A 20543-nucleotide genomic window follows, 5' to 3' on the forward strand; every position below is an offset into this window, starting at 1 on the left:
AAACTTTGTTGGAAATATAAAATGCCTGACTATCGTTCAAAAACATCGACACACGGAAGAAATATGGCTGGCGCACGCGGTTTATGGCGTGCCACCGGCATGAAAGATGAAGATTTCGGTAAGCCGATTATTGCGGTGGTGAACTCGTTCACCCAGTTTGTACCGGGTCACGTTCATTTGAAAGACTTAGGTCAGCTGGTGGCACGTCAAATTGAAGCGTCAGGCGGCGTGGCCAAAGAATTCAATACTATTGCTGTCGATGATGGCATCGCGATGGGTCATGACGGCATGCTATATTCATTGCCTTCACGTGATCTGATTGCAGACTCGGTCGAGTACATGGTCAATGCCCATTGTGCCGATGCGATGGTGTGTATCTCGAACTGTGACAAGATCACCCCGGGTATGTTAATGGCTTCAATGCGTCTGAACATTCCGGTGGTATTTGTCTCTGGCGGTCCAATGGAAGCGGGCAAGGTCAAAATCCGTGGCAATGAAAAAGCCATTGATCTGGTTGATGCCATGATTGTTGCAGCAGATGACAGCTTCACTGATGAAGAAGTTGCTGAATATGAACGTTCAGCTTGCCCAACCTGTGGTTCATGTTCAGGCATGTTTACCGCAAACTCGATGAACTGTTTGACTGAAGCACTTGGTTTATCGCTTCCGGGCAATGGTTCAACGCTGGCAACCCATGCCAACCGTAAAAAATTATTCGAGCGTGCGGGTCAATTGATTGTTGAAATCACTAAACGTCATTATGAGCAAAATGACTACAGCTTATTGCCACGTTCAATCGCGACCAAAGCAGCGTTTGAAAATGCGATGACTTTAGACATTTCCATGGGTGGTTCAACCAATACGGTTCTACATTTGTTGGCAGCAGCACACGAGGCAGAAGTCGACTTTACCATGACTGACATCGATCGTTTGTCACGTAATGTGCCAGTTCTTTGTAAGGTTGCGCCGGCGAAGCAGGACGTGCATATGGAAGATGTACACCGTGCCGGTGGCATCATGTCGATCCTGGGTGAACTGGATCGCGCGGGCTTGCTGGATACTTCTGTTCCAACCGTGCATGAAAAAACTTTAAAAGATGCCTTGGATAAATGGGACATCATCCGTACCGAAGATGAAGAGGTGTATCAATTCTTCAAATCGGCACCGGGCGGTGTTCCGACCCAGACCGCATTCTCGCAAGACCGTTACTATGCGCGCTTAGATGGTGACCGTGACAATGGCGTGATCCGTAATGCAGCCAATGCCTTCTCACAAGATGGTGGTCTAGCGGTACTTTACGGCAACATCGCGCTAGAAGGCTGTATCGTAAAAACTGCGGGTGTGGATGATTCAATCCTGAAATTCAACGGGACTGCACGTGTGTTTGAAAGTCAGGATGCTGCAGTTGAAGCCATTCTTGGCGGCAAAATCACTGCGGGTGATGTCGTCGTGATTCGCTATGAAGGTCCACGTGGTGGCCCGGGTATGCAGGAAATGCTGTATCCAACCAGTTACTTAAAATCGAAAGGTTTGGGTAAAGACTGCGCACTTTTAACGGATGGCCGTTTCTCGGGTGGTTCGTCTGGTCTGTCGATTGGTCACGTGTCGCCTGAAGCGGCTGAAGGCGGTGCAATTGGTCTGGTGGAAGATGGCGACCGTATCGAAATTGATATTCCAAACCGTACCATTCACCTGGCAGTGGATGATGCAACCATGGCAGCGCGCCGTGAAGCACAAGAAGCCAAAGGCTGGCAGCCTGCTGAACAGCGTCCGCGTAAAGTGTCTAAAGCACTGAAAGCGTATGCGATGCATACTACTAGTGCGTCGAAAGGTGCGGTACGTGATATCTAATTTGTAATTTTACAGATTTAAATAGCACTCCAGATGGGGTGCTTTTTTTATACAAGAAACTATCTTAAAATGAAAGAGGACTCCACCCGACAGTCAGGGTGGAGGTGAATTTCGTAAGTTTTTTAATTTAGCTTTAATTCGTTTTTATGTTAAAATAAAAGAAATATAACATTGTATTTAAATAAGTTTTAAAAAAAATGAAAATCAACAAGGCGTATAAATTTAGGCTTGAGCCTAATGAAGAGCAAGAGGTTATTTTAAACAATCTTGTTGGTTCTGCGCGTTTTGTTTGGAATCAAATTTTAGTTGTGTCATTTGAAATGTTTGCAAAGAATGAATTTATCAATGCAACCAATTTGGTGAATAAAATCACCAGTCTTAAAAAGAATCCTGAATATGCTTTTTTAGCAAATCATTCTAATGCTGTTTCCCTACAGCAAAAAATTCGTGATCTGGCTTCGGCTTGGACAAGGTTTTTCAATGCAAAAGAACATGCAAGATTAAAAGAAAATAAGCGTAAACCACGCAAGCCCAAATTCCTCAAACTCACTGATGGTTCTGAAATCCAGTTACGCCCACTGATGCCTAGATTTAAGAAAAAATCAGATGGTTACGATTCAATTAGATTGGTGCAATTTGATAAATATTGTCGAATTGAGGGTAATCGAGTTAAGCTGCCAAATGGCATAGGATTTGTGAAATTTAGAAAATCACAAGATATTCTAGGCACAATTAAGAATGTGACAATCAGTAAGAGATCAGGTCATTGGTATATTTCATTTGGCAGTGAAAAAGAGTTATTGGAAAATCCAGTACATCCATCCAAAACCGCAGTTGGTGTTGATTTAGGTGTCAAGAAATTAGTCACAACATCTGAGGGTGAGGTATTTAACCCAAAGAACAGTTTTAAAACCAACCAAATTAAATTAGCTAAACTTCAACGTAAGTTGAGCAAAAAAGTGAAGTTTAGTGAAAATTGGAAAAAGTTGAACACCACAATTAACAAGCTACATTATCATATTGCCAATATTCGGCATGACTACCTACATAAAGTCACGACAACTCTCAGCAAAAACCACGCAATGATCGTAGTTGAGGACTTAAAAGTAGCCAATATGTCGAAGTCAGCAAGTGGCACAATCGAGAAAAAAGGAAAGAATGTCAAAGCCAAGTCGGGCTTAAACAAGGCAATCCTAGATCAAGGTTGGTCAATGCTTGTTGATATGTTGGAGTACAAACAACAATGGCGAGGTGGTTTACTCGTTAAGATTGACCCGAAATACACAAGTCAAACGTGTAGCTCCTGCGGTCATGTTGCAAAAGAAAATAGGCTTACTCAGGCACATTTTGAATGTGTTGCGTGTGGCTTTAGCGAGAATGCGGATATTAACGCTTCTCGTAATATTTTGGCGGTGGGACACACCGTTTTGTCTGTGGAGGGTGGATGCGGTAAAGGTTGCCCGATGAAGCAGAAAGCAAGCGAAATCCGTGAGGAAGTCACCTAAGAGCTGATGCTTTTAGAATCCCCCACTTGAATAAAGTGAAAGTGGTGGGAGTATGTCAAACAATGGCCTTAAAATAAATTGTCCAAGACCGACACTTAAAATCGGTCATCGCCCAGGAAGAGAATAATGAGTAAAGATAATATCCGCGAGCATTCTGCCCCTGTTTATGAAGGTATTGAAAATGCACCGGCGCGTTCCATGATGCGTGCTACCGGTTTTAAAGATGCCGATTTTGAACGGCCATTTATTGGCATCGCTTCGACCTGGGCCAATGTCACGCCTTGTAATATGCATATTGATGGTCTGGCCAGAACCGTAGAGCAGGGCGTGAGTGCGGCGGGTGGCAAGGGCATTATCTTTAATACCATTACCATTTCAGATGGCATTTCCAATGGCACCGACGGCATGAAATATTCCCTGCTGTCACGGGAAGTGATCGCAGATTCGATTGAAACCGTGGTCGGCTGTCAGGCTTATGATGGTGTGATTGCCATTGGTGGCTGTGACAAAAATATGCCCGGCTGCATCATGGGATTGGCGCGCCTCAACCGTCCGGGGCTGTTTATTTATGGCGGAACCATCAAACCGGGTGAAGGTCATACCGACATGATTTCAGTGTTTGAAGCGGTGGGTCAATATGCCAAAGGTGAAATCAACGCGATTCAGGTCAAGCATATTGAAGAGGTTTCCTTGCCAGGTCCGGGTTCGTGTGGCGGTATGTACACGGCCAACTCGATGGCCTCTGCGATTGAAGCTTTAGGCATGAGCCTGCCGGGCTCTTCGGCACAGGAAGCGGTATCGGAAGACAAGCAAATTGACTGTGCCCGGGCCGGTGAAGCGGTGATGAACCTGTTGCGACTGGATATTAAGCCGCGCGACATCATGACCAAAGCCGCCTTTGAAAACTCGATTAAAGTCTTGATTGCGCTGGGTGGTTCGACCAATGGTGTACTGCATCTTTTAGCCATGGCACATACAGCAGGAGTGGAATTGAGTCTGGATGATTTCGTGCGGATTGGTAAAGATATTCCGGTGGTGGCCGACGTGCGTCCATCAGGTAAATATCTGATGTCAGAACTGATTGCGATTGGTGGAATTCAACCACTGATGAAGCGCATGCTGGATGCCGGCATGCTGGATGGCTCATGTCTGACGGTCACAGGTAAGACGCTGGCAGAAAATCTGGCCGATGTGCAGGACTATCCGGAAGGCCAGCAGATTATTCTGCCTTTTGATGCGCCAGTGAAAAAAGACTCACATCTGGTGATTCTAAAAGGCAATCTGTCACCGAAGGGCGCGGTCGCCAAAATTACCGGTAAGGAAGGACTGCATTTTGCTGGCCCGGCTCGCGTGTTTGAAGGTGAGCAGGGTGCCATGCGCGGTATTCTGGATGGCGAAGTCCAGCCGGGTGAAGTGGTGGTGATTCGTGGCGTTGGTCCCAAAGGTGGCCCGGGAATGCCAGAAATGCTGAAACCGACCTCTGCGATTATCGGGAAGGGCTTAGGCGCTTCAGTTGCCCTGATTACCGATGGACGCTTCTCGGGTGGCAGTCACGGTTTTGTGATTGGTCATGTCACCCCCGAAGCTTATGATGGCGGCCCGATTGGTCTGGTACAAAATGGCGACCAGATTTCAATTAATGCGGAAACCCGGGAAATGACCTGGCATGTGGATGAGCCGGAGATTGCAGCACGTCAAGCAGCCTGGATCAAACCAAAACCGAACTATACCCATGGAGCACTGGCCAAATTCGCCAAACTGACCTCAGGTGCAGAAACCGGGGCGGTCACTGACTTGAATCTTGACCTCTAATCCATTGTTAAACATTGAACATTTGTTTATCTTAATCGGGCGTAAGACCCTCACCGACAGTCAGGTGGGGGATACAAGCGAGTGGCGATAGCCATATTAAAGATAATGTTTTCTTGGTTTTATTGCTTATTTTTGCTATAATTCAAACACTACAATTCTTTTATAAACAATGATTTAATGAAGATTTTACAACACTACAAGTTTAGGCTTCTGCCTAACCAAGAACAGGAAATATTGCTTAATCAAGCAATAGGTTCTGCTCGTTTTGTGTGGAATCAAATTCTCGCTAAATCATTTGAAATGTTTGCTAAAGATGAATATATTCGTTACGAAAGCATTGAAAAAAAATTAGTACCCCTTAAAAAAACACCTGAATTTTCTTTTCTTGGTCAAACATATTCAGCTTGCTTACAGCAAAAAATACGTGATCTTGCTCAAGCATGGGGTAAGTTTTACAACAAAAAAGAACAAGCTCGTTTAAAGCAAAACAAGCGGAAACCACGTAAACCCAATTTTTTTAAATTGGCTGATGGTGGTGAGATTGAGCTTAGACCACTCATGCCAAGATTCAAGAAGAAATTAGATGGTGAGCAATCTTTTAGACTTCCATTTGCAGATTGTGAGGTTATTGGTGATCGAGTTTCTTTGCCTAAAAAAACAGGTTGGATAAGATTTAAAAAATCACAAGAAATTGTTGGTAAAATCACAAGTATTACAATTAAGAAAATTTGTGGGCTTTGGTATGTTTCATTTTTTACTAACCGTGAAATCGAACAACCAATTCATCCATCAAAATCTACAATTGGTGTTGATCTTGGTATTAAGAAATTAATTACAATATCAACAGGTCAGGTATTTGACCCAATCAATAGTTTTAAAGCCAATCAAGTAAAGTTGGCTAGGCTTCAACGCAAGTTGAGAAAGAAAACCGAATTTAGTCAAAATTGGAAAAAACTTAATTTAAGGATCAATAAATTACATCATCATATTGCCAATATTCGGCATGACTACTTGCACAAAGTCACGACAACTCTCAGCAAAAACCACGCAATGATCGTAGTTGAGGACTTAAAAGTAGCCAATATGTCGAAGTCAGCCAAAGGCTCAATCGAAGAAAAAGGAAAGAATGTTAAAGCTAAATCAGGCTTAAACAAATCAATCCTAGATCAAGGTTGGTCAATGCTTGTCAATATGTTGGAGTATAAGCAACAATGGCGAGGTGGTTTACTCGTTAAGATTGACCCTAGATATACAAGTCAGACTTGTAGTTCATGCGGTCATGTTGCAAAAGAAAATAGACCTACTCAGGCTAAGTTTGAGTGTGTTAGTTGTGGTTTTAGCGAGAATGCAGATATTAACGCTTCTCGTAACATTTTAGCGGTGGGACATACCGTTTTGTCTGTCGAGGGAAGATGCGGTAAAGATCGCCCTGTGAAGCAGAAAGCAAGTGAAATCCGTGAGGAAGTCACCTAAGAGCTTTTGCTTTTAGAATCCCCCACTTGAGCTAGTCGAAAGTGGCGGGAGTATGTCAAGACTTGATATAAGTTTTTACACCATGCAGGGCTTTGGCTCTGCGATCTTAAAAATAGATTATTCTGTACAGATTCAATTTTTTGAACTGCACACCGTCATCTTTGTCGAGGCCGAACTCATGTCCCTGTTACGCCGTTGGTTTGATCCAATCCGATCGAGTTGGTTTTACCAGAAACCAATCCGTCAAACGGTGTTATCTATTCAAGATGGGCTGAGTATCCATTTAAGACTGGATGATGTGTACAGCTATCTGGCGGTACAGCAGCTGCCCCAGCTCGAAGAAATTTTAAGTCCGCAGCTCAAGCCGCTGAAAGTAATTATTTCCAGTTCGCATGCAGCCCCCCCAAATCAGATGTCTTTTGATGAATGGCAGCACTACACCCTAAATGATGCCAAGATTCTGTCAAAACAGCATCGTTTCAGTTTTCATGATACGCCGGAATTACCGAGCGCTGAGGCCTTAAAACAGGCTGAACTGATTTTGCGGCATACACCTCTGCGTGGACAAGATTTCCTGTATTTGCTGGAAGATGTTTTCCATATGCTCTGGCAAAAACAGACCGGAAAATTACGAACCCTTTATGCCATGGCCAGTCGTCATCATCAGCCACAGGACTTTCCCGAACGTATTTTTGATCAGACCCCGATTCTGGCCAGCTATTTTAATTTAGGCGGTCGCCAGTATCAGGCAGTCGATGACCTGTTGCGTCTGACCCGGCGTCTGGAGCAGCAAAAACTGCTGACCGGTAATCCGATTTTTATGATCGATCACATTGAATGGCGTGAGCATCTGATCAGTGATGCTGAAGAGCTGAACGAGATCCAGTCGATGGATCCGGAACTGGACTTGTATCTCGCGCTGGAAGATCCGATTTCCTGGCTGCTCCTAGCTTACATCAAGGAAGAACTGGCGGATTATTATAATATCCAGCTGAATGTTTATCCCTTGTCCTATCGTGGCCGGGATGAGTTTGACTGGAGTCTGGCCACACGTTTATCCAAACGGACTGACGTAGAATTTACCCCGTTCTGCCGACCGACCGAGCAGGCGATCGCGCCAATGGCACAGTTATTTTATAGCTGTCCCGAGGAGCAGCGGATTGAGGCGATGTACCAGATCTTGCAGGCCGTCTGGACCCGTGGTGAAGACCTCTCTTATGCACCCCATTTCAAGCATTTGCAGCAACAGTTAAATATTGTAGATCTGACCCAGGACGATATTCTGGCCAAGCTGCAGGACAATGATATGCTGTGTGAAATGAAGTCGCAGCCGAATTTTCCGGTACTGGAACTGCGCATAGATGATCAAAGTTATACATTTAATAGCTTATATCGGGTCTGGATGATTGAAAGTATTTTCAGTAATGTGTTAGAAGAAAAGTATAAGAGTAATAATCAAACTGAAAGTGAACTGAAAAAACATGGAAAAGATCAAAGCTGAATCACTAGAACATGCACGTCAACAGATCGATGCCATTGATACAGCTTTAGTTGAGCTGATCGCTGCGCGTCAATTTTATGTTGATCAAACCACCCGTTTCAAAAAAACCGAAACCGATTTGCAGTCACCAGAACGTATGGAACAGATTGTAGAAAATGTTAGGGCATTGGCGCAAAAGCAGGGCCTCGATCAGGAGTTTATTGAACATCTATACCGTGAAATGTTCCAATACTTTATTCAACGTGAACTGAAAGAGTTTCGTCCTTAAACGGGCTCATTTCAGTTCAACTACGCCGGACGATCTTCAAGCTATGCAGGAGATCTTGCTGTAGCCATGGCGATTTTTAAGCACAACATCGCCTTTTTGCAAAAATAATTTATCCATAAAAAGCCCATTCAGCCAAGTGCCTAAAGCCTTGCCTGGACGGGCTTTGCACGGTTTTATAGAAATTATGGTAAAAAAAATAAATTGATTTTATTAAATATTTTTACAATGTAAGTTTGATTTAATTTAAAAAGTATATATATTGTATATACATCTTTTGCAAAGCAGTCTTTATTTTGGAGAGATAAGCAATGAGCGAGAAAATCAAAAAAATAAAGACAGGCAAGAAAGATGGACAACTTTTAATTCGTATTCAGAGTACGGAGCGTGATGAATTTATTCGTCTCTGCGAAGAACTGGATACTAGTGCTGCTCGTGAATTAAGAAAATTTATTCGTGGTTTTGTGAAACAACACAAGCCTAACGAATAGCCTTACTAGGGAGTAATACCATGGCTAAGCAAGTTAAATCTTTAAAGCAAGAAATCAAAGCACGTTTGAAAAAGATTTCAAAACATAAAGGCAAATTGAAGCAACTGAAGCAAGCGCTTAAAAAACAGAAATAAGCCAACGCGAATCAATTGCCAGTCACTTAAAACAGTTCATTCTAGACAGACTGTTTTAGGCTACAAAAAAGACCGAACATATATGTTCGGTCTTTTTGCTTGCAACAGGCTGTGCCCAGTCATCGCTGAATTTTATTTTTTATCGACCAGACTGAAGAACCAGTTTAAGAACAGGGCTGCAAACGTTGCCGTACCAATACCACCTAGATTGAAGCTACCAAAAGTCAGGGCAAAATCACCCGTACCTAAAATAATGGTCACCGCAGCCACCATCAGGTTCTTGTTCTGCGAAAAATCGACCTTGTTCTCAATCCAGATTTTGGCACCAGCAATAGTAATCAAACCAAAGACTATAATCGAAGCACCGGTCAGAATCGCCGTTGGAATAGTATGAATCACCGCACCAAACTTAGGCGATAAACCCAGGAACACAGCAAAGACACCCGCGACTGCAAAGATGATGGTCGAGTAAACCCGTGTCACGGCCATTACACCAATGTTTTCACCATAGGTGGTCATACCCGGCGCACCCACACCACCGGCTAAAGTGGTTGCAATACCATCTGCTACAAAGGCTTTACCAATATGCGGATCCAGGTTTTCACCGGTCATCGCGCCTACGGCTTTAATATGGCCCAGATTTTCTGCCACCAGAATCAAGGCAACTGGTGCGATGATCAGCATGGCATTGACTTCAAAGGTCGGTGCATGGAAGGTCGGTAAACCGAACCAGGCTGCTTGCTGGATTGGCAGGAAATTAATCGCAGTGCCATAACCCATGACATTGCTGAGCATGAAATAGATCAGATAGGCCAGTAACAGACCGACCAATAATAGCAGGCGTTGCAGCAGGCCTTTGGTAAAGACGGCAATCGAGCCCATGCACATCACGGTAACGAGAGACATCCACATATTAAAGGTGTTGCCCATGACGCTTTTAACCGTGACTGGAGCAAGGTTCAGGCCAATGATCATCACCACGGCACCGGTCACTACCGGTGGCATCAGCTTTTCGATCCAGCGGGTGCCCGTCGCCATGACCAGAAAGCCCATCAGCGCATAGAAGATGCCACATGCGATAATCCCGCCTGCTGCAACGCCAATATTCGGATTCAGTCCGCCACCACCCGCATAACCAGTTGCTGCGATGACCACACCAATAAAGGCAAAGCTTGAACCTAGATAACTTGGAACCCGGCCACCGGTGATTAAAAAGAACAGGATGGTACAGATCCCTGACATTAAAATTGCCAGGTTTGGATCAAAGCCCATTAAAAAAGGTGCCAGTACGGTTGCGCCAAACATGGCAAAGGCATGCTGTACACCCAAAACTACCGTTTGTGCGGGTGGCAAATACTCTGCGGTACCTACTGGTCGTGCATCGATACTGCCCTCATACGGGCGCCATTTGGGAAACCAACTGGACATAAAATGAGCACTCAAAAGATAAATTGTGCACATCATACTCCGGTTTTTTGGAAGTTTTAATCACTCCTTTCAACTTTTTGTTCAAGTTAATTCATTGACTTTTATTTATTTTTTATCAATTGGTAAATATTTTTAATATAAAAGTAGCGTTAAATCAGTGGATTAATCATATAGCTATGCTTAAAATTCACTCATAAAGATTTGTTATTTTAGTTATAAAAAATACGATGCAGTGAGTGGTTTTGGCCAATTCATGTACAAAAAAAGCACATCACCAGGATGTGCTTTGAATGCGAGGGCGAAAAATCAGCCGGTATTACGTAAACCGGCTGCAATGCCGGCAATGCTGACCATTAAGGCATGATCGACCGGGGTATTTTCAGCCTGCTGCTGTTCCAGATATAAACGGCGACGTTTCATCAGTTCAGCTTGCAGTAAGTGCAGCGGTAACAAATAGGGTTTACGTACTTTCATCGACTGATCCAGTACACCGTTACTGCTCAGGAGTTTCGATTCGCCTTTTAAGCTCAACAGGGTTTGTACAGCATCCTGCAAACGCTGACGCAGTTCTGTTCCCAGAACTTTAAGATCTTCATCCTGAGTCAAATGCGATTCATAATATAGCGCCACATTGGCATCGGCTTTGGACAGTACCATTTCCAGCATATCAATCAGGGTCTGAAAATACGGCCACTCTGCCAGCATCTCATCCAGTACCGTGCGTTGTCCCTGATCCAGTACCGCATTTAATGCAGCACCGGTACCGAGCCAGGCCGGTAACATCAGGCGAATCTGGGTCCAGGCAAAGACCCAGGGAATCGCTCGCAGTGATTCAATCCCACCACTGACTTTACGTTTCGCCGGCCGTGAACCCAGTGGCAGCATTTGCAGTTCAAGTTCTGGCGTGACGGTACGCAGGTATTTTACAAAATGCGGATTTTCCCGTACGGTCTGGCGATAGACCTGAACCGACAGTTCGGTCATTTGATGCATCAAGTCGCGCCATTCCTGTTTTGGCTCAGGTGGCGGGAGCAGGGTCGCTTCCAGGGTTGCAGCGGTATAAATTTCCAGATTTTGCAGCGCGATTTCTTCCAGCCCGAATTTAAAGCGGATCATTTCACCCTGTTCAGTCACCCGGATCGCACCGGAAATAGAACCCGGTGGCTGAGAGAACAAGGCTTGCTGGGTTGGCGCACCACCACGACTGATCGAACCGCCACGACCATGGAACAGGGTCAACTGCACGCCATGTTGCTGGGCAACTGCGGTCAGTTCTTCCTGGGCACGATACTGTGCCCAGTTGGCCGACATAAAACCGGCATCTTTGGCAGAATCCGAATAGCCAATCATGACCTCATGTTTGCCCTGAATATGCTGTTTATACCAGTGCATATTGAACAGGGTCGACATGGTTGCGGCTGCACCATCCAGATCTTTTAATGTTTCAAACAGGGGAACCACCCGTAACGCCTGTTCAATCCCGGCTTCTTTTTGTAAAAGCAGTACCGCCAAGACATCACTTGGATATTCTGCCATGGAAATAATATAGGCACCCAGAGACTCGCTCGGCTGTTCGGCCAGTGTGCGCATGGTGGCAAAGACTTCCTGTACATCCGGATGTTCAATCAGGCTGCCGGCCGGTTCATTCAGATGTTTCGGCAGTAACGGACGCTTGCTTTGCAATTCCTGCAGTAAAAAGTTTTGACGGGCCTGTTCGGTCCAGGTTTCAAAATTCCCCAGTCCTAAATATTCAGTAATGGCTGAAATCGCCTGGCGGTGACGGCCGGATTCCTGGCGGATATCTAGTTTTAGCAGTTCGATCCCAAAACTGTTGACCCGGTAAATAAAGTCCAGCAGGCTGCCATTGGCAATTTCAGCCAGATTGCAGTCCATCAGCGAGCGGTAACAGGTCAGGAGCGGTTGTAAAAGTTCGTCTTTACTTTTAATCACCAGACTGTCATCGGCATCATTGCCTTTTAATTTTTCTGCCAGCCAGTGCCGAGTCGCTTTCAGGCGGGTACGGGTGTCACGTAAATATTCACGATAGGGTTCAGGATGGGGCTGGCCCAAAGCTTCGGAAATTTCCGGACTGCATTGCTGAATGGACAGTTCCCAGCGCAGGTTTTCAATATCGCGTACATAGAGATCGGCTGCTTTCCAGCGCGACAGCCACAGTACTTCCTGAGTGACGGTGTGGGTGACATTCGGGTTGCCATCGCGGTCACCACCCATCCATGAGGCAAAACGTACTGGTGCGACATCTAAGGGCAGGTTCTGGCCGCATTGCGCCTGAACCATGCCATTTAGTTCGCGGATAAATTTCGGGACCGCATTCCACAGGGTCTGTTCAATGGTGGTAAAACCCCATTTGGCTTCATCGATCGGAGTCGGGCGATGCTGACGGATTTCATCGGTTTGCCAAGCGGAGCTAATCAGCTGTTTCAGATCGGCCAGAACGGCCTGACGTTCACGTGGCGTCAGTTTCTGCTGGTCGAATTTGGACAGGGCATTATTGATGCCATCATATTTTTGAATCAGGGTACGGCGGCTGACTTCTGTGGGATGCGCAGTCAGGACTAGTTCAATTTTCAGTTCACAGATTTGCTGATACAGCGTATCTGCAGAAATTTCCTGCTGTTTAAATTTTTCAAATAAAGGCACCAGAGGATTGGGCGATTCTGCAGTGTCATCAAACTCGCTCTGACGGCGACGACGTACCACATGATATTGTTCGGCAATATTGGCAAAGTTTAAAAAGTGGGTAAAAGCACGGGTCAGTGGCAGGATTTCTGCATCTTCCAGACTCAAAAACAGTTGTTCCAGTTGTTTTTCTGCTTCGACCTGTCCATCGCGAGCGCCTTTGGACAGGGCACGGATCTGCTCGATCTGATTAAACAAATCCTGCCCGGCATGTAATTTTAAGGTTTCCCCAAGCAAATTACCCAGTAAGCGTACGTCTTCGCGTAGTGGTGCATCAATCTGTTGAATCATTTTTTATTCCCTCACATGCATGCTTTGACTATACCGCGACTGCATGACAATCCAAGTCCCCTAGAGACAAAAGTTGCAGAGCATTGGCTGCTTTTTTAGCAACTTTTAGGCCACATATGGTGATCGGTGCTCAGCCCGAAGGAAAGGAGTTAATCCGGCAGGGCATATTTCAGCATAAACAGTTCAATGGCTTCGCTAATAATCTGTTGCTGTTCTGCGCTTGAAGGGGGAAGGCTGAGACCCAGCAGGATTTTCTGATGACGGGTTCCGGTCAGCAGGGACACGATCAGCTCGGTCTGTTTTTCTGGAAGATCGATCTGAATAAAGCGGTATTGCTGGGCCAGGGTAAAAAAATCATTCCAGACCGCATCCAGTTTGCTATGCGAGGCCTGATAAAACTCCTGCGCAAAGTCACTGCTTGGCTGCAAGAGCTGAGGATGTTCATGCAGAATGGCTTCACAGGTATCCTCAATCGCACAGCTAAACAGGGTCGCCTTGTCCTGAAAATGATTATACACCGTCAGCTTGGTTACACCTGCCTCACGTGCAATCTGGTTCATGCTGGAGGCATGATAGCCATGCGCTAAAAACAGCGCTTTGGCCACACTCAGGATGCGCTGACGCTTTTCCAGATCCTTGGGTCGTCCTACAGGTATTTGCACAATTTTTTCCAAAAAAAGTCACCACGGTCATTGCTTTGAAGCTTGAGTTTTAATTAGTGTACCGGGTGGTATATTAATTAAAAAACAAGCAATTCAATATATCAGCATAGTTTGCCCTAAAAAAGACGATCAGATAAGAGCGAATAAGATGAGCAGGATTTACAGCGTATTGGCTGGCATGGTGGTGCTTTGCAGCGTGACCTTAACCGGGTGCAGCAAAGATACTGCTGCAGCAGAACAGGAAGTTCCCTTTGTCATGGTGGCCACACCCACCACTTCACAGCATGAATTAAAAAGTTATGCCGGTGATGTGCAGGCGCGCCAGCAAACGGCGCTGGCCTTTCGGGTCGCTGGACAGGTGACCCAGCGCTTCGCCGATGTGGGTGACCAGGTCAAAGTCGGGCAAGTCCTGGCAACTCTGGATGTCAAAGATGCCCAGCTGCAGCTGAATGCAGCACGTGCCCAGCTGGAAAGCGCGCAGTCTGCCACTAAGATTGCTCAGGATGAATTACAACGTTTCAAGCAGTTATTGCCATCCAATGCCGTGAGCCGCTCACAATATGACGCGATCGAAAACCAGTACAAGACCGCCCTGTCAAATCTGAAGCAGGCACAATCCAATTATGATACCGCTAAAAACCAGACTGCTTATAATCAGCTGATTGCCACCAGAAACGGCGTAATCACTGCACGCAATATTGAAACAGGTCAGGTGGTCGCTGCCGGGCAGGCGGCGTATGAACTGGCAATTGCCGGTGAGCGTGAAGTGGTAATTGGCGTACCGGAACAGGCTATTTCGGAGATCAAGGTTGGACAGGCAGCTACAGTGACATTATGGTCCAAACCTGAAGAGAAATTTGCCGCTTTTGTCCGCGAGATTTCACCAGCAGCGGACCAGTCGCGTACCTTTCGGGTTAAAGTTTCCTTACGTGAAGGCAATGGTCAGATCCAGCTGGGGCAAAGTGCCCGGGTATTTTTTCAGCACAGCCGCGACAATATGCTCAGTGTGCCGCTATCCAGTGTCTCGGCAACGGATCAGCAGGCTTATGTCATGGTGGTCCAGCCGGATCATACCTTACGTAAAGTCCCGGTCCAGCTCGGTGCCTATGGCCGGGACAGTGTTCCTGTATTCAGTGGCCTCAAGCCGGAAGATTATGTAGTGATTGGCGGCGTACATCTGCTGCGTAACCAGCAAAAAATCAATCCGATTGATCGTGAAAACCGTCGTGTGACCATTCAGGCAGGGAGTTAAGCATGAACTTTAACCTGTCGGAATGGGCTTTAAAAAATAAAGGTCTGGTGCTGTATTTCATGATCCTGCTGGGTCTGATCGGCATCGTCTCTTATTCCAAACTGTCACAAAGTGAAGATCCGCCTTTTACCTTTAAAGTCATGGTGATCCAGACTTACTGGCCGGGTGCCAGTGCCAAAGAAGTATCCCTACAGGTCACTGACCGGATTGAAAAGGAACTGATGACCACGGGACAGTATGACCGCATCATGGCCTATTCGCGTCCGGGTGAATCCATGGTGACTTTTGTTGCCAAGGATTCCCTGGCTTCGAAAGATGTCGCTGATGTCTGGTATAACGTGCGCAAGAAGGTGGGCGATATCCGGCATGAATTGCCACAAGGGGTACAAGGGCCGTTCTTTAATGATGAATTTGGCGACACCTTTGGCAATATTTATGTGCTCAAGGGTAAAGATTTTGACTATGCGACCCTCAAGGAATACGCCGACCGCTTACAGCTGCAACTGCAACGGGTCAAAGATGTTGCCAAAGTTGAGCTGATTGGCCTGCAAGACCAGAAAATCTGGATTGAGATTTCCAATACCAAGGCCATCCAGCTGGGCGTTCCAGTCATGGCGATTCAGCAAGCCCTGCAGCAGCAAAATGCCACCACCCAGTCCGGTTTTTTTGAAACCGGTTCAGACCGGATTCAGGTGCGGGTCAGTGGTGCATTAAACAGTGTTGAAGAATTAAGACAGATGCCGCTGCTGGTCAATGGCAAAACTATTCAGTTGGGAGATGTAGCAGAAGTCTATCGTGGCTTTAGTGATCCGGCACAGCCCCGGATGCGCTTTATGGGTGAAAACGGTATTGGCATTGCTGTATCGATGCGCAAGGGTGGGGACATCATTGCCTTGGGTAAAAATCTGGAACAGGAATTCGCCCGCCTGCAAAAAGCCCTGCCACTTGGCATGGAGCTGCAAAAAGTCTCCGATCAGCCGGTGGCAGTCAAACGCAGTATTAACGAATTTATGAAAGTGCTGGCAGAAGCGGTGATTATCGTATTGCTGGTCAGTTTTTTCTCGCTCGGTTTCCGGACTGGTCTGGTGGTGGCATTTTCCATTCCGCTAGTGCTGGCCATGACCTTTGCCGGTATGCAGCTGTTTGATGTCGGACTGCATAAAATTTCTTTGGGGGCGCTGATTCTGGCCCTCGGTCTGCTAGTCGATGATGCCATTATCGCCATTGAAATGATGGCGATTAAAATGGAGCAGGGTTATAGCCGTTTACAGGCGGCCGGGCATGCCTGGCGCACCACGGCTTTTCCCATGCTGACCGGTACGCTGATTACCGCTGCCGGTTTCCTGCCGATTGCCACTGCAGCCTCGAGTACCGGGGAATATACCCGTTCGATTTTCCAGGTGGTAACCATCGCATTGCTGGTGTCCTGGATTGCCGCGGTACTGTTTGTCCCATACTTAGGCGATAAACTTTTACCGGATTTCAACAAAGATTTAATTCAAAAAGCGCCGTGGTATCAGCGTCTCTGGGCACGTCTGCGCAAACAACCAGAACCTCAGCCGATTGTGCATCATGCCGGTGAACATTATGACCCTTATAAAACCCGGTTTTATCAGGGTTTTCGTCGTTGGGTCAATGCCTGTGTGACCTATCGTAAAACTGTCATTGCTGCCACGGTCGGAATTTTTATCCTGTCTATTTTAATGTTTAAGCTGGTGCCGCAGCAGTTTTTCCCGCCCTCGAACCGGGCTGAAATTCTGGTGGATCTTAAACTTGAAGAAGGTGCATCACTGAAGGCCACTGAAGCCGCAGTGAAAAAAGTCGAAGCCTTTTTATCAAAACAAGAGGGGATTGATAACTATGTGGCTTATGTCGGGATGGGTTCGCCACGTTTCTATTTACCGCTCGATCAGCAATTACCGCAAACCAGCTTTGCCCAGTTTGTGGTATTGGCTTCCTCGCTGGAAGACCGCAATGAAATCCGCGAATCCTTAAGTGACCAGATTCGAAAGTTATTGCCAGAAGTGCGTACCCGGGTGTCCTTGCTGGAAAATGGCCCACCTGTGGGCTATCCACTACAATTCCGGGTGTCGGGTGAAGACTTAGGATTAGTCCGTGAATGGGCGCAGAAAGTTGCAGCCACCGTGGGAGAAAATCCGAATACCACCAATGTACATCTGGACTGGGGCGAGCCGAGCAAAGTCATCAAATTGCAAATTGATCAGGATCGTGCCCGTCAGCTTGGGGTGAGCAGCAGTGAACTGGCCAATGTACTCAATAGCTCGATTTTAGGGGCCGGTATTGATCAGTACCGTGAAAAACGTGAACTGATCGAAATCCGTTTACGTGGTGCTCAGGCTGAACGGGTGGAGGTAGCATCTTTAGCCAGTCTGGCTGTTCCGACCGCAACCGGTACATCGGTACCTTTGGCGCAGCTGGCCAAAATTGAATACAGCTTTGAAGAAGGCCTGATCTGGCATCGGAATCGTCTACCGACCATTACTGTGCGTGCCGATATTCGTAGCAAGTTGCAGCCCGCTACTGTGGTCAATGAACTCAAAGAGCCACTGGAAAAAATCCGGGCAGAGCTGCCGAATGGCTATCTGCTGCAAGTGGGCGGCACAGTTGAGGAATCGGCTCGCGGACAGAACTCGGTGAATGCCGGCATGCCTTTATTCCTCGCAGTCGTCATGACCCTGCTGATGATTCAGCTCAAAAGCATCTCACGGGCCTTTATTGTGTTCCTGACCGCACCTTTGGGCATTATCGGAGTGGTGTTATTCCTGTTAATTTTCAATAAACCTTTCGGTTTTGTTGCGATGCTCGGGACGATTGCATTATCCGGAATGATCATGCGCAATTCGCTGATTTTGATCGATCAGATTGAGCAGGATATTCAGGCCGGAGAGTCGCAGTGGGATGCCATCATCAATGCCACAGTACGTCGTTGTCGTCCGATTATATTAACCGCACTGGCTGCTGTACTGGCTATGATTCCTTTGTCGCGGAGTATTTTTTTCGGGCCGATGGCGGTGGCGATTATGGGGGGCTTGATTGTGGCAACCCTGTTGACCCTGTTTTTCCTGCCTGCACTATATGCACAGTGGTTTAAAGTGAAAAAAGTTTAAATTCTGTTTAAAATTGTCATAATTTCAGGTGCGAAATTTTGAAATTTTCAATATAGTAGCACCTGAGATTTTTATAATTCAAAAAATAAAAAATTGCTGTTTTGGCCTTACTGCCAGGGCAGTAATGAGGTTGAACCAGACATGACTCCAGTGACATTAACCCAGATGCGACGTTCCGTAGCCGTGGCCTATGTCTTCATGTTTTTGGCCTTATTTACCGTATTTAGCGGGGTATTTGCTTACTGGTTCGCACGTAAAGTCACCCAGGTTGATTATGCTGAAGTCTGGTTACAGGCACAGGCACTGTGGATCATGCGTAATATCGTGATTTATACCATTTTGGCGCTCTTCGCTGCATTGTGGTTTATTCCCCTGTTTTTCTTTGCCTGGGACAGCCACTTATGGGTCAAAGCCTGTGTGGTGACCGGGGTGATTTTCAGCTTTATTGCCTTTATTTTCCTGATCAATGCCTGGTTTAAAGGTATCTATAAATTCTCTCAAAACAAAGCTGTGTTCTAAAGCGTATAATTTTTTTCATATTTCCCCTTGTAAAACTCGGTTTGACCCCAATTTCAGACCTCAGTTGAATATTAAACAAAATTCCGTGAGGAGCATCGCCAGACATGGCTAAACGTGATTATTATGAGGTTTTGGGCGTCGCTAAAACCGCTAGTGATGATGAAATCAAAAAAGCCTACCGTAAGTTGGCGATGAAATATCATCCAGACCGTAACCCGGACAATGCTGAAGCTGAAGAGAAATTCAAAGAAGCAGCAGAGGCCTATGAAGTGCTCTCTGATGGTGAAAAGCGCAGCATGTACGACCGTATGGGCCATCAGGCCTTTGAAGGTGGTATGGGCGGCGGCGGTGGCGGCTTCGGCGGTGGTTTCAGCGCAGAAGACATTTTCAGCCAGTTCGGTGATATTTTCGGTGGTGCTTTTGGTGGCGGCGGTGGTCGTGGCCAGCAACGCGCGCGCCGTGGTTCTGACTTACGCTATGTGATGGAACTGACCCTGGAAGAAGCGGTCAAAGGCGTCAAGAAAACCATTACCTTTACTGCACCGGCACCGTGTGATGCCTGTGACGGTAAGGGTTCAAAAAATCCAAACGATGTAGAAACCTGCCGTACCTGTCATGGTGCCGGTCAAGTGCGCATGCAGCAAGGTTTCTTCTCGGTACAGCAAACTTGTAGCACTTGTCGCGGTCAGGGCAAGATCATCAAGAACCCATGTAATAAATGTCATGGTTCAGGTGTGTCGGATCGTCAGCAAACTCTGGAAGTCACTATTCCTGCGGGTGTGGACAATGGCGACCGCGTACGCTTGACCGGTAAGGGTGAAGCGATCCGTGATGGTCAGTCAGGTGACTTGTACGTAGAAGTGGTGGTGCGTGAGCATGAAATCTTCCAGCGTGATGGCGCTGACCTGTATATGGACGTACCAGTATCAATTGCTGATGCAGCCTTAGGTAAGGAAGTTCAGATTCCTACGTTAGATGGCCGTGTTAGCCTGAAAATTCCTGAAGGTACGCAAACAGGTAAACTGTTCCGCTTACGTGGTAAGGGTGTTAAACCGGTACGTACCAGCATGCAAGGTGACTTGCTGTGCCGTATTGTGGTAGAAACTCCAGTGAATTTAACTGCACGTCAACGTGAACTGTTGAAAGAACTGCAAGAAACTATGGATGGTGAAGACAGCAAATCATCACCAAAGAAAAAATCATTCTTTGATCGTTTGTTTGATTAATTGAGTGAAAGTAAAAAAGGACGCTGAGGCGTCCTTTTTTATTATGTAGATAAGATACTCTAGATTAGAAGATGCTATTTATTAGTTGATAGCTATCTTATTGTTTGATAGGTATCTCTTAAACATAAAAACCGCCTAAAAAGCGGTTTCTGTTTTTATATTTGACTATCTAAATAGAAAGTATGAGTCCAAATTTGGAGGGTGATAGATATTTTGTAAGTGAGAAAAAAGCATCATTCCCGAAATTAAAAAGGCCAATATTGTTATTACAGAGCTATATAATCGCATTCATTACTTATCAAATT

At 46.1% G+C, this 20543-nt stretch carries 14 protein-coding genes; 11 read left to right on the forward strand and 3 right to left on the reverse strand.

Annotated features, from left to right (window positions below; all coding sequences use genetic code 11):
* Positions 1-21 precede the first annotated feature (21 nt).
* From ilvD (F891_RS15735) to F891_RS15765, 7 genes are all read left to right on the forward strand, one after another.
* A complete protein-coding gene (gene ilvD, locus F891_RS15735) occupies positions 22-1851 on the forward strand; it encodes a dihydroxy-acid dehydratase (RefSeq protein WP_081401705.1) in 1830 nt (609 codons plus the stop codon).
* 197 nt (positions 1852-2048) lie between these two features.
* A complete protein-coding gene (locus tag F891_RS15740; RefSeq protein ID WP_004647689.1) occupies positions 2049-3356 on the forward strand; it encodes an RNA-guided endonuclease InsQ/TnpB family protein in 1308 nt (435 codons plus the stop codon).
* 126 nt (positions 3357-3482) lie between these two features.
* Positions 3483-5168 (forward strand): dihydroxy-acid dehydratase, encoded by a 1686-nt coding sequence (gene ilvD, locus F891_RS15745; RefSeq protein WP_004647688.1) that lies wholly within the window; start codon positions 3483-3485, stop codon positions 5166-5168.
* A gap of 177 nt (positions 5169-5345) precedes the next feature.
* Complete coding sequence (locus tag F891_RS15750; protein WP_004647687.1) at positions 5346-6641, forward strand: RNA-guided endonuclease InsQ/TnpB family protein; 1296 nt, start codon at positions 5346-5348, stop codon at positions 6639-6641.
* Between the two features lie 178 nt (positions 6642-6819).
* Entirely contained in the window at positions 6820-8142 is a 1323-nt protein-coding gene (locus tag F891_RS15755; RefSeq protein ID WP_026055738.1) for a hypothetical protein, read from the forward strand.
* Positions 8123-8410 carry a chorismate mutase gene (locus F891_RS15760; RefSeq protein ID WP_004647685.1) on the forward strand — a complete coding sequence of 96 codons (288 nt, stop codon included), beginning with the start codon at positions 8123-8125 and terminating at the stop codon, positions 8408-8410. Before F891_RS15755 ends, F891_RS15760 begins: the two co-directional genes overlap by 20 nt.
* Before the next feature lie 308 nt (positions 8411-8718).
* Positions 8719-8898 (forward strand): hypothetical protein, encoded by a 180-nt coding sequence (locus F891_RS15765; protein WP_004647684.1) that lies wholly within the window; start codon positions 8719-8721, stop codon positions 8896-8898.
* Positions 8899-9164: 266 nt separating this feature from the next.
* Here the strand turns inward: F891_RS15765 and F891_RS15770 are convergent, their stop codons facing one another.
* From F891_RS15770 to F891_RS15780, 3 genes are all read right to left on the reverse strand, one after another.
* On the reverse strand, positions 9165-10460 hold the full coding sequence (locus F891_RS15770; protein WP_004647682.1) for a solute carrier family 23 protein: 1296 nt from the start codon (positions 10458-10460) through the stop codon (positions 9165-9167).
* 306 nt (positions 10461-10766) lie between these two features.
* Positions 10767-13451 (reverse strand): phosphoenolpyruvate carboxylase, encoded by a 2685-nt coding sequence (gene ppc, locus F891_RS15775; RefSeq protein WP_005264516.1) that lies wholly within the window; start codon positions 13449-13451, stop codon positions 10767-10769.
* A 149-nt stretch (positions 13452-13600) separates the two neighbouring features.
* Positions 13601-14113 (reverse strand): TetR/AcrR family transcriptional regulator, encoded by a 513-nt coding sequence (locus F891_RS15780; protein ID WP_005264518.1) that lies wholly within the window; start codon positions 14111-14113, stop codon positions 13601-13603.
* Between the two features lie 148 nt (positions 14114-14261).
* On the opposite strand from F891_RS15780, the gene F891_RS15785 reads away from it, so the two are divergent.
* The 4 genes from F891_RS15785 (at position 14262) to dnaJ (ending at position 20238) form a co-directional block, all read left to right on the forward strand.
* On the forward strand, positions 14262-15365 hold the full coding sequence (locus F891_RS15785; RefSeq protein ID WP_005264519.1) for an efflux RND transporter periplasmic adaptor subunit: 1104 nt from the start codon (positions 14262-14264) through the stop codon (positions 15363-15365).
* Positions 15366-15367: 2 nt separating this feature from the next.
* Complete coding sequence (locus tag F891_RS15790; RefSeq protein ID WP_005264521.1) at positions 15368-18493, forward strand: efflux RND transporter permease subunit; 3126 nt, start codon at positions 15368-15370, stop codon at positions 18491-18493.
* A gap of 141 nt (positions 18494-18634) precedes the next feature.
* Positions 18635-19012: a hypothetical protein gene (locus F891_RS15795; RefSeq protein ID WP_005264523.1), complete on the forward strand. Its 378-nt coding sequence runs from the start codon at positions 18635-18637 to the stop codon at positions 19010-19012.
* A 104-nt stretch (positions 19013-19116) separates the two neighbouring features.
* Positions 19117-20238 (forward strand): molecular chaperone DnaJ, encoded by a 1122-nt coding sequence (dnaJ, locus tag F891_RS15800; RefSeq protein ID WP_005264524.1) that lies wholly within the window; start codon positions 19117-19119, stop codon positions 20236-20238.
* Positions 20239-20543: the final 305 nt, after the last annotated feature.

Source organism: Acinetobacter sp. CIP 101966 (assembly GCF_000369725.1).
GTDB classification, from domain to species: Bacteria; Pseudomonadota; Gammaproteobacteria; order Pseudomonadales; family Moraxellaceae; genus Acinetobacter; species Acinetobacter lwoffii_Q.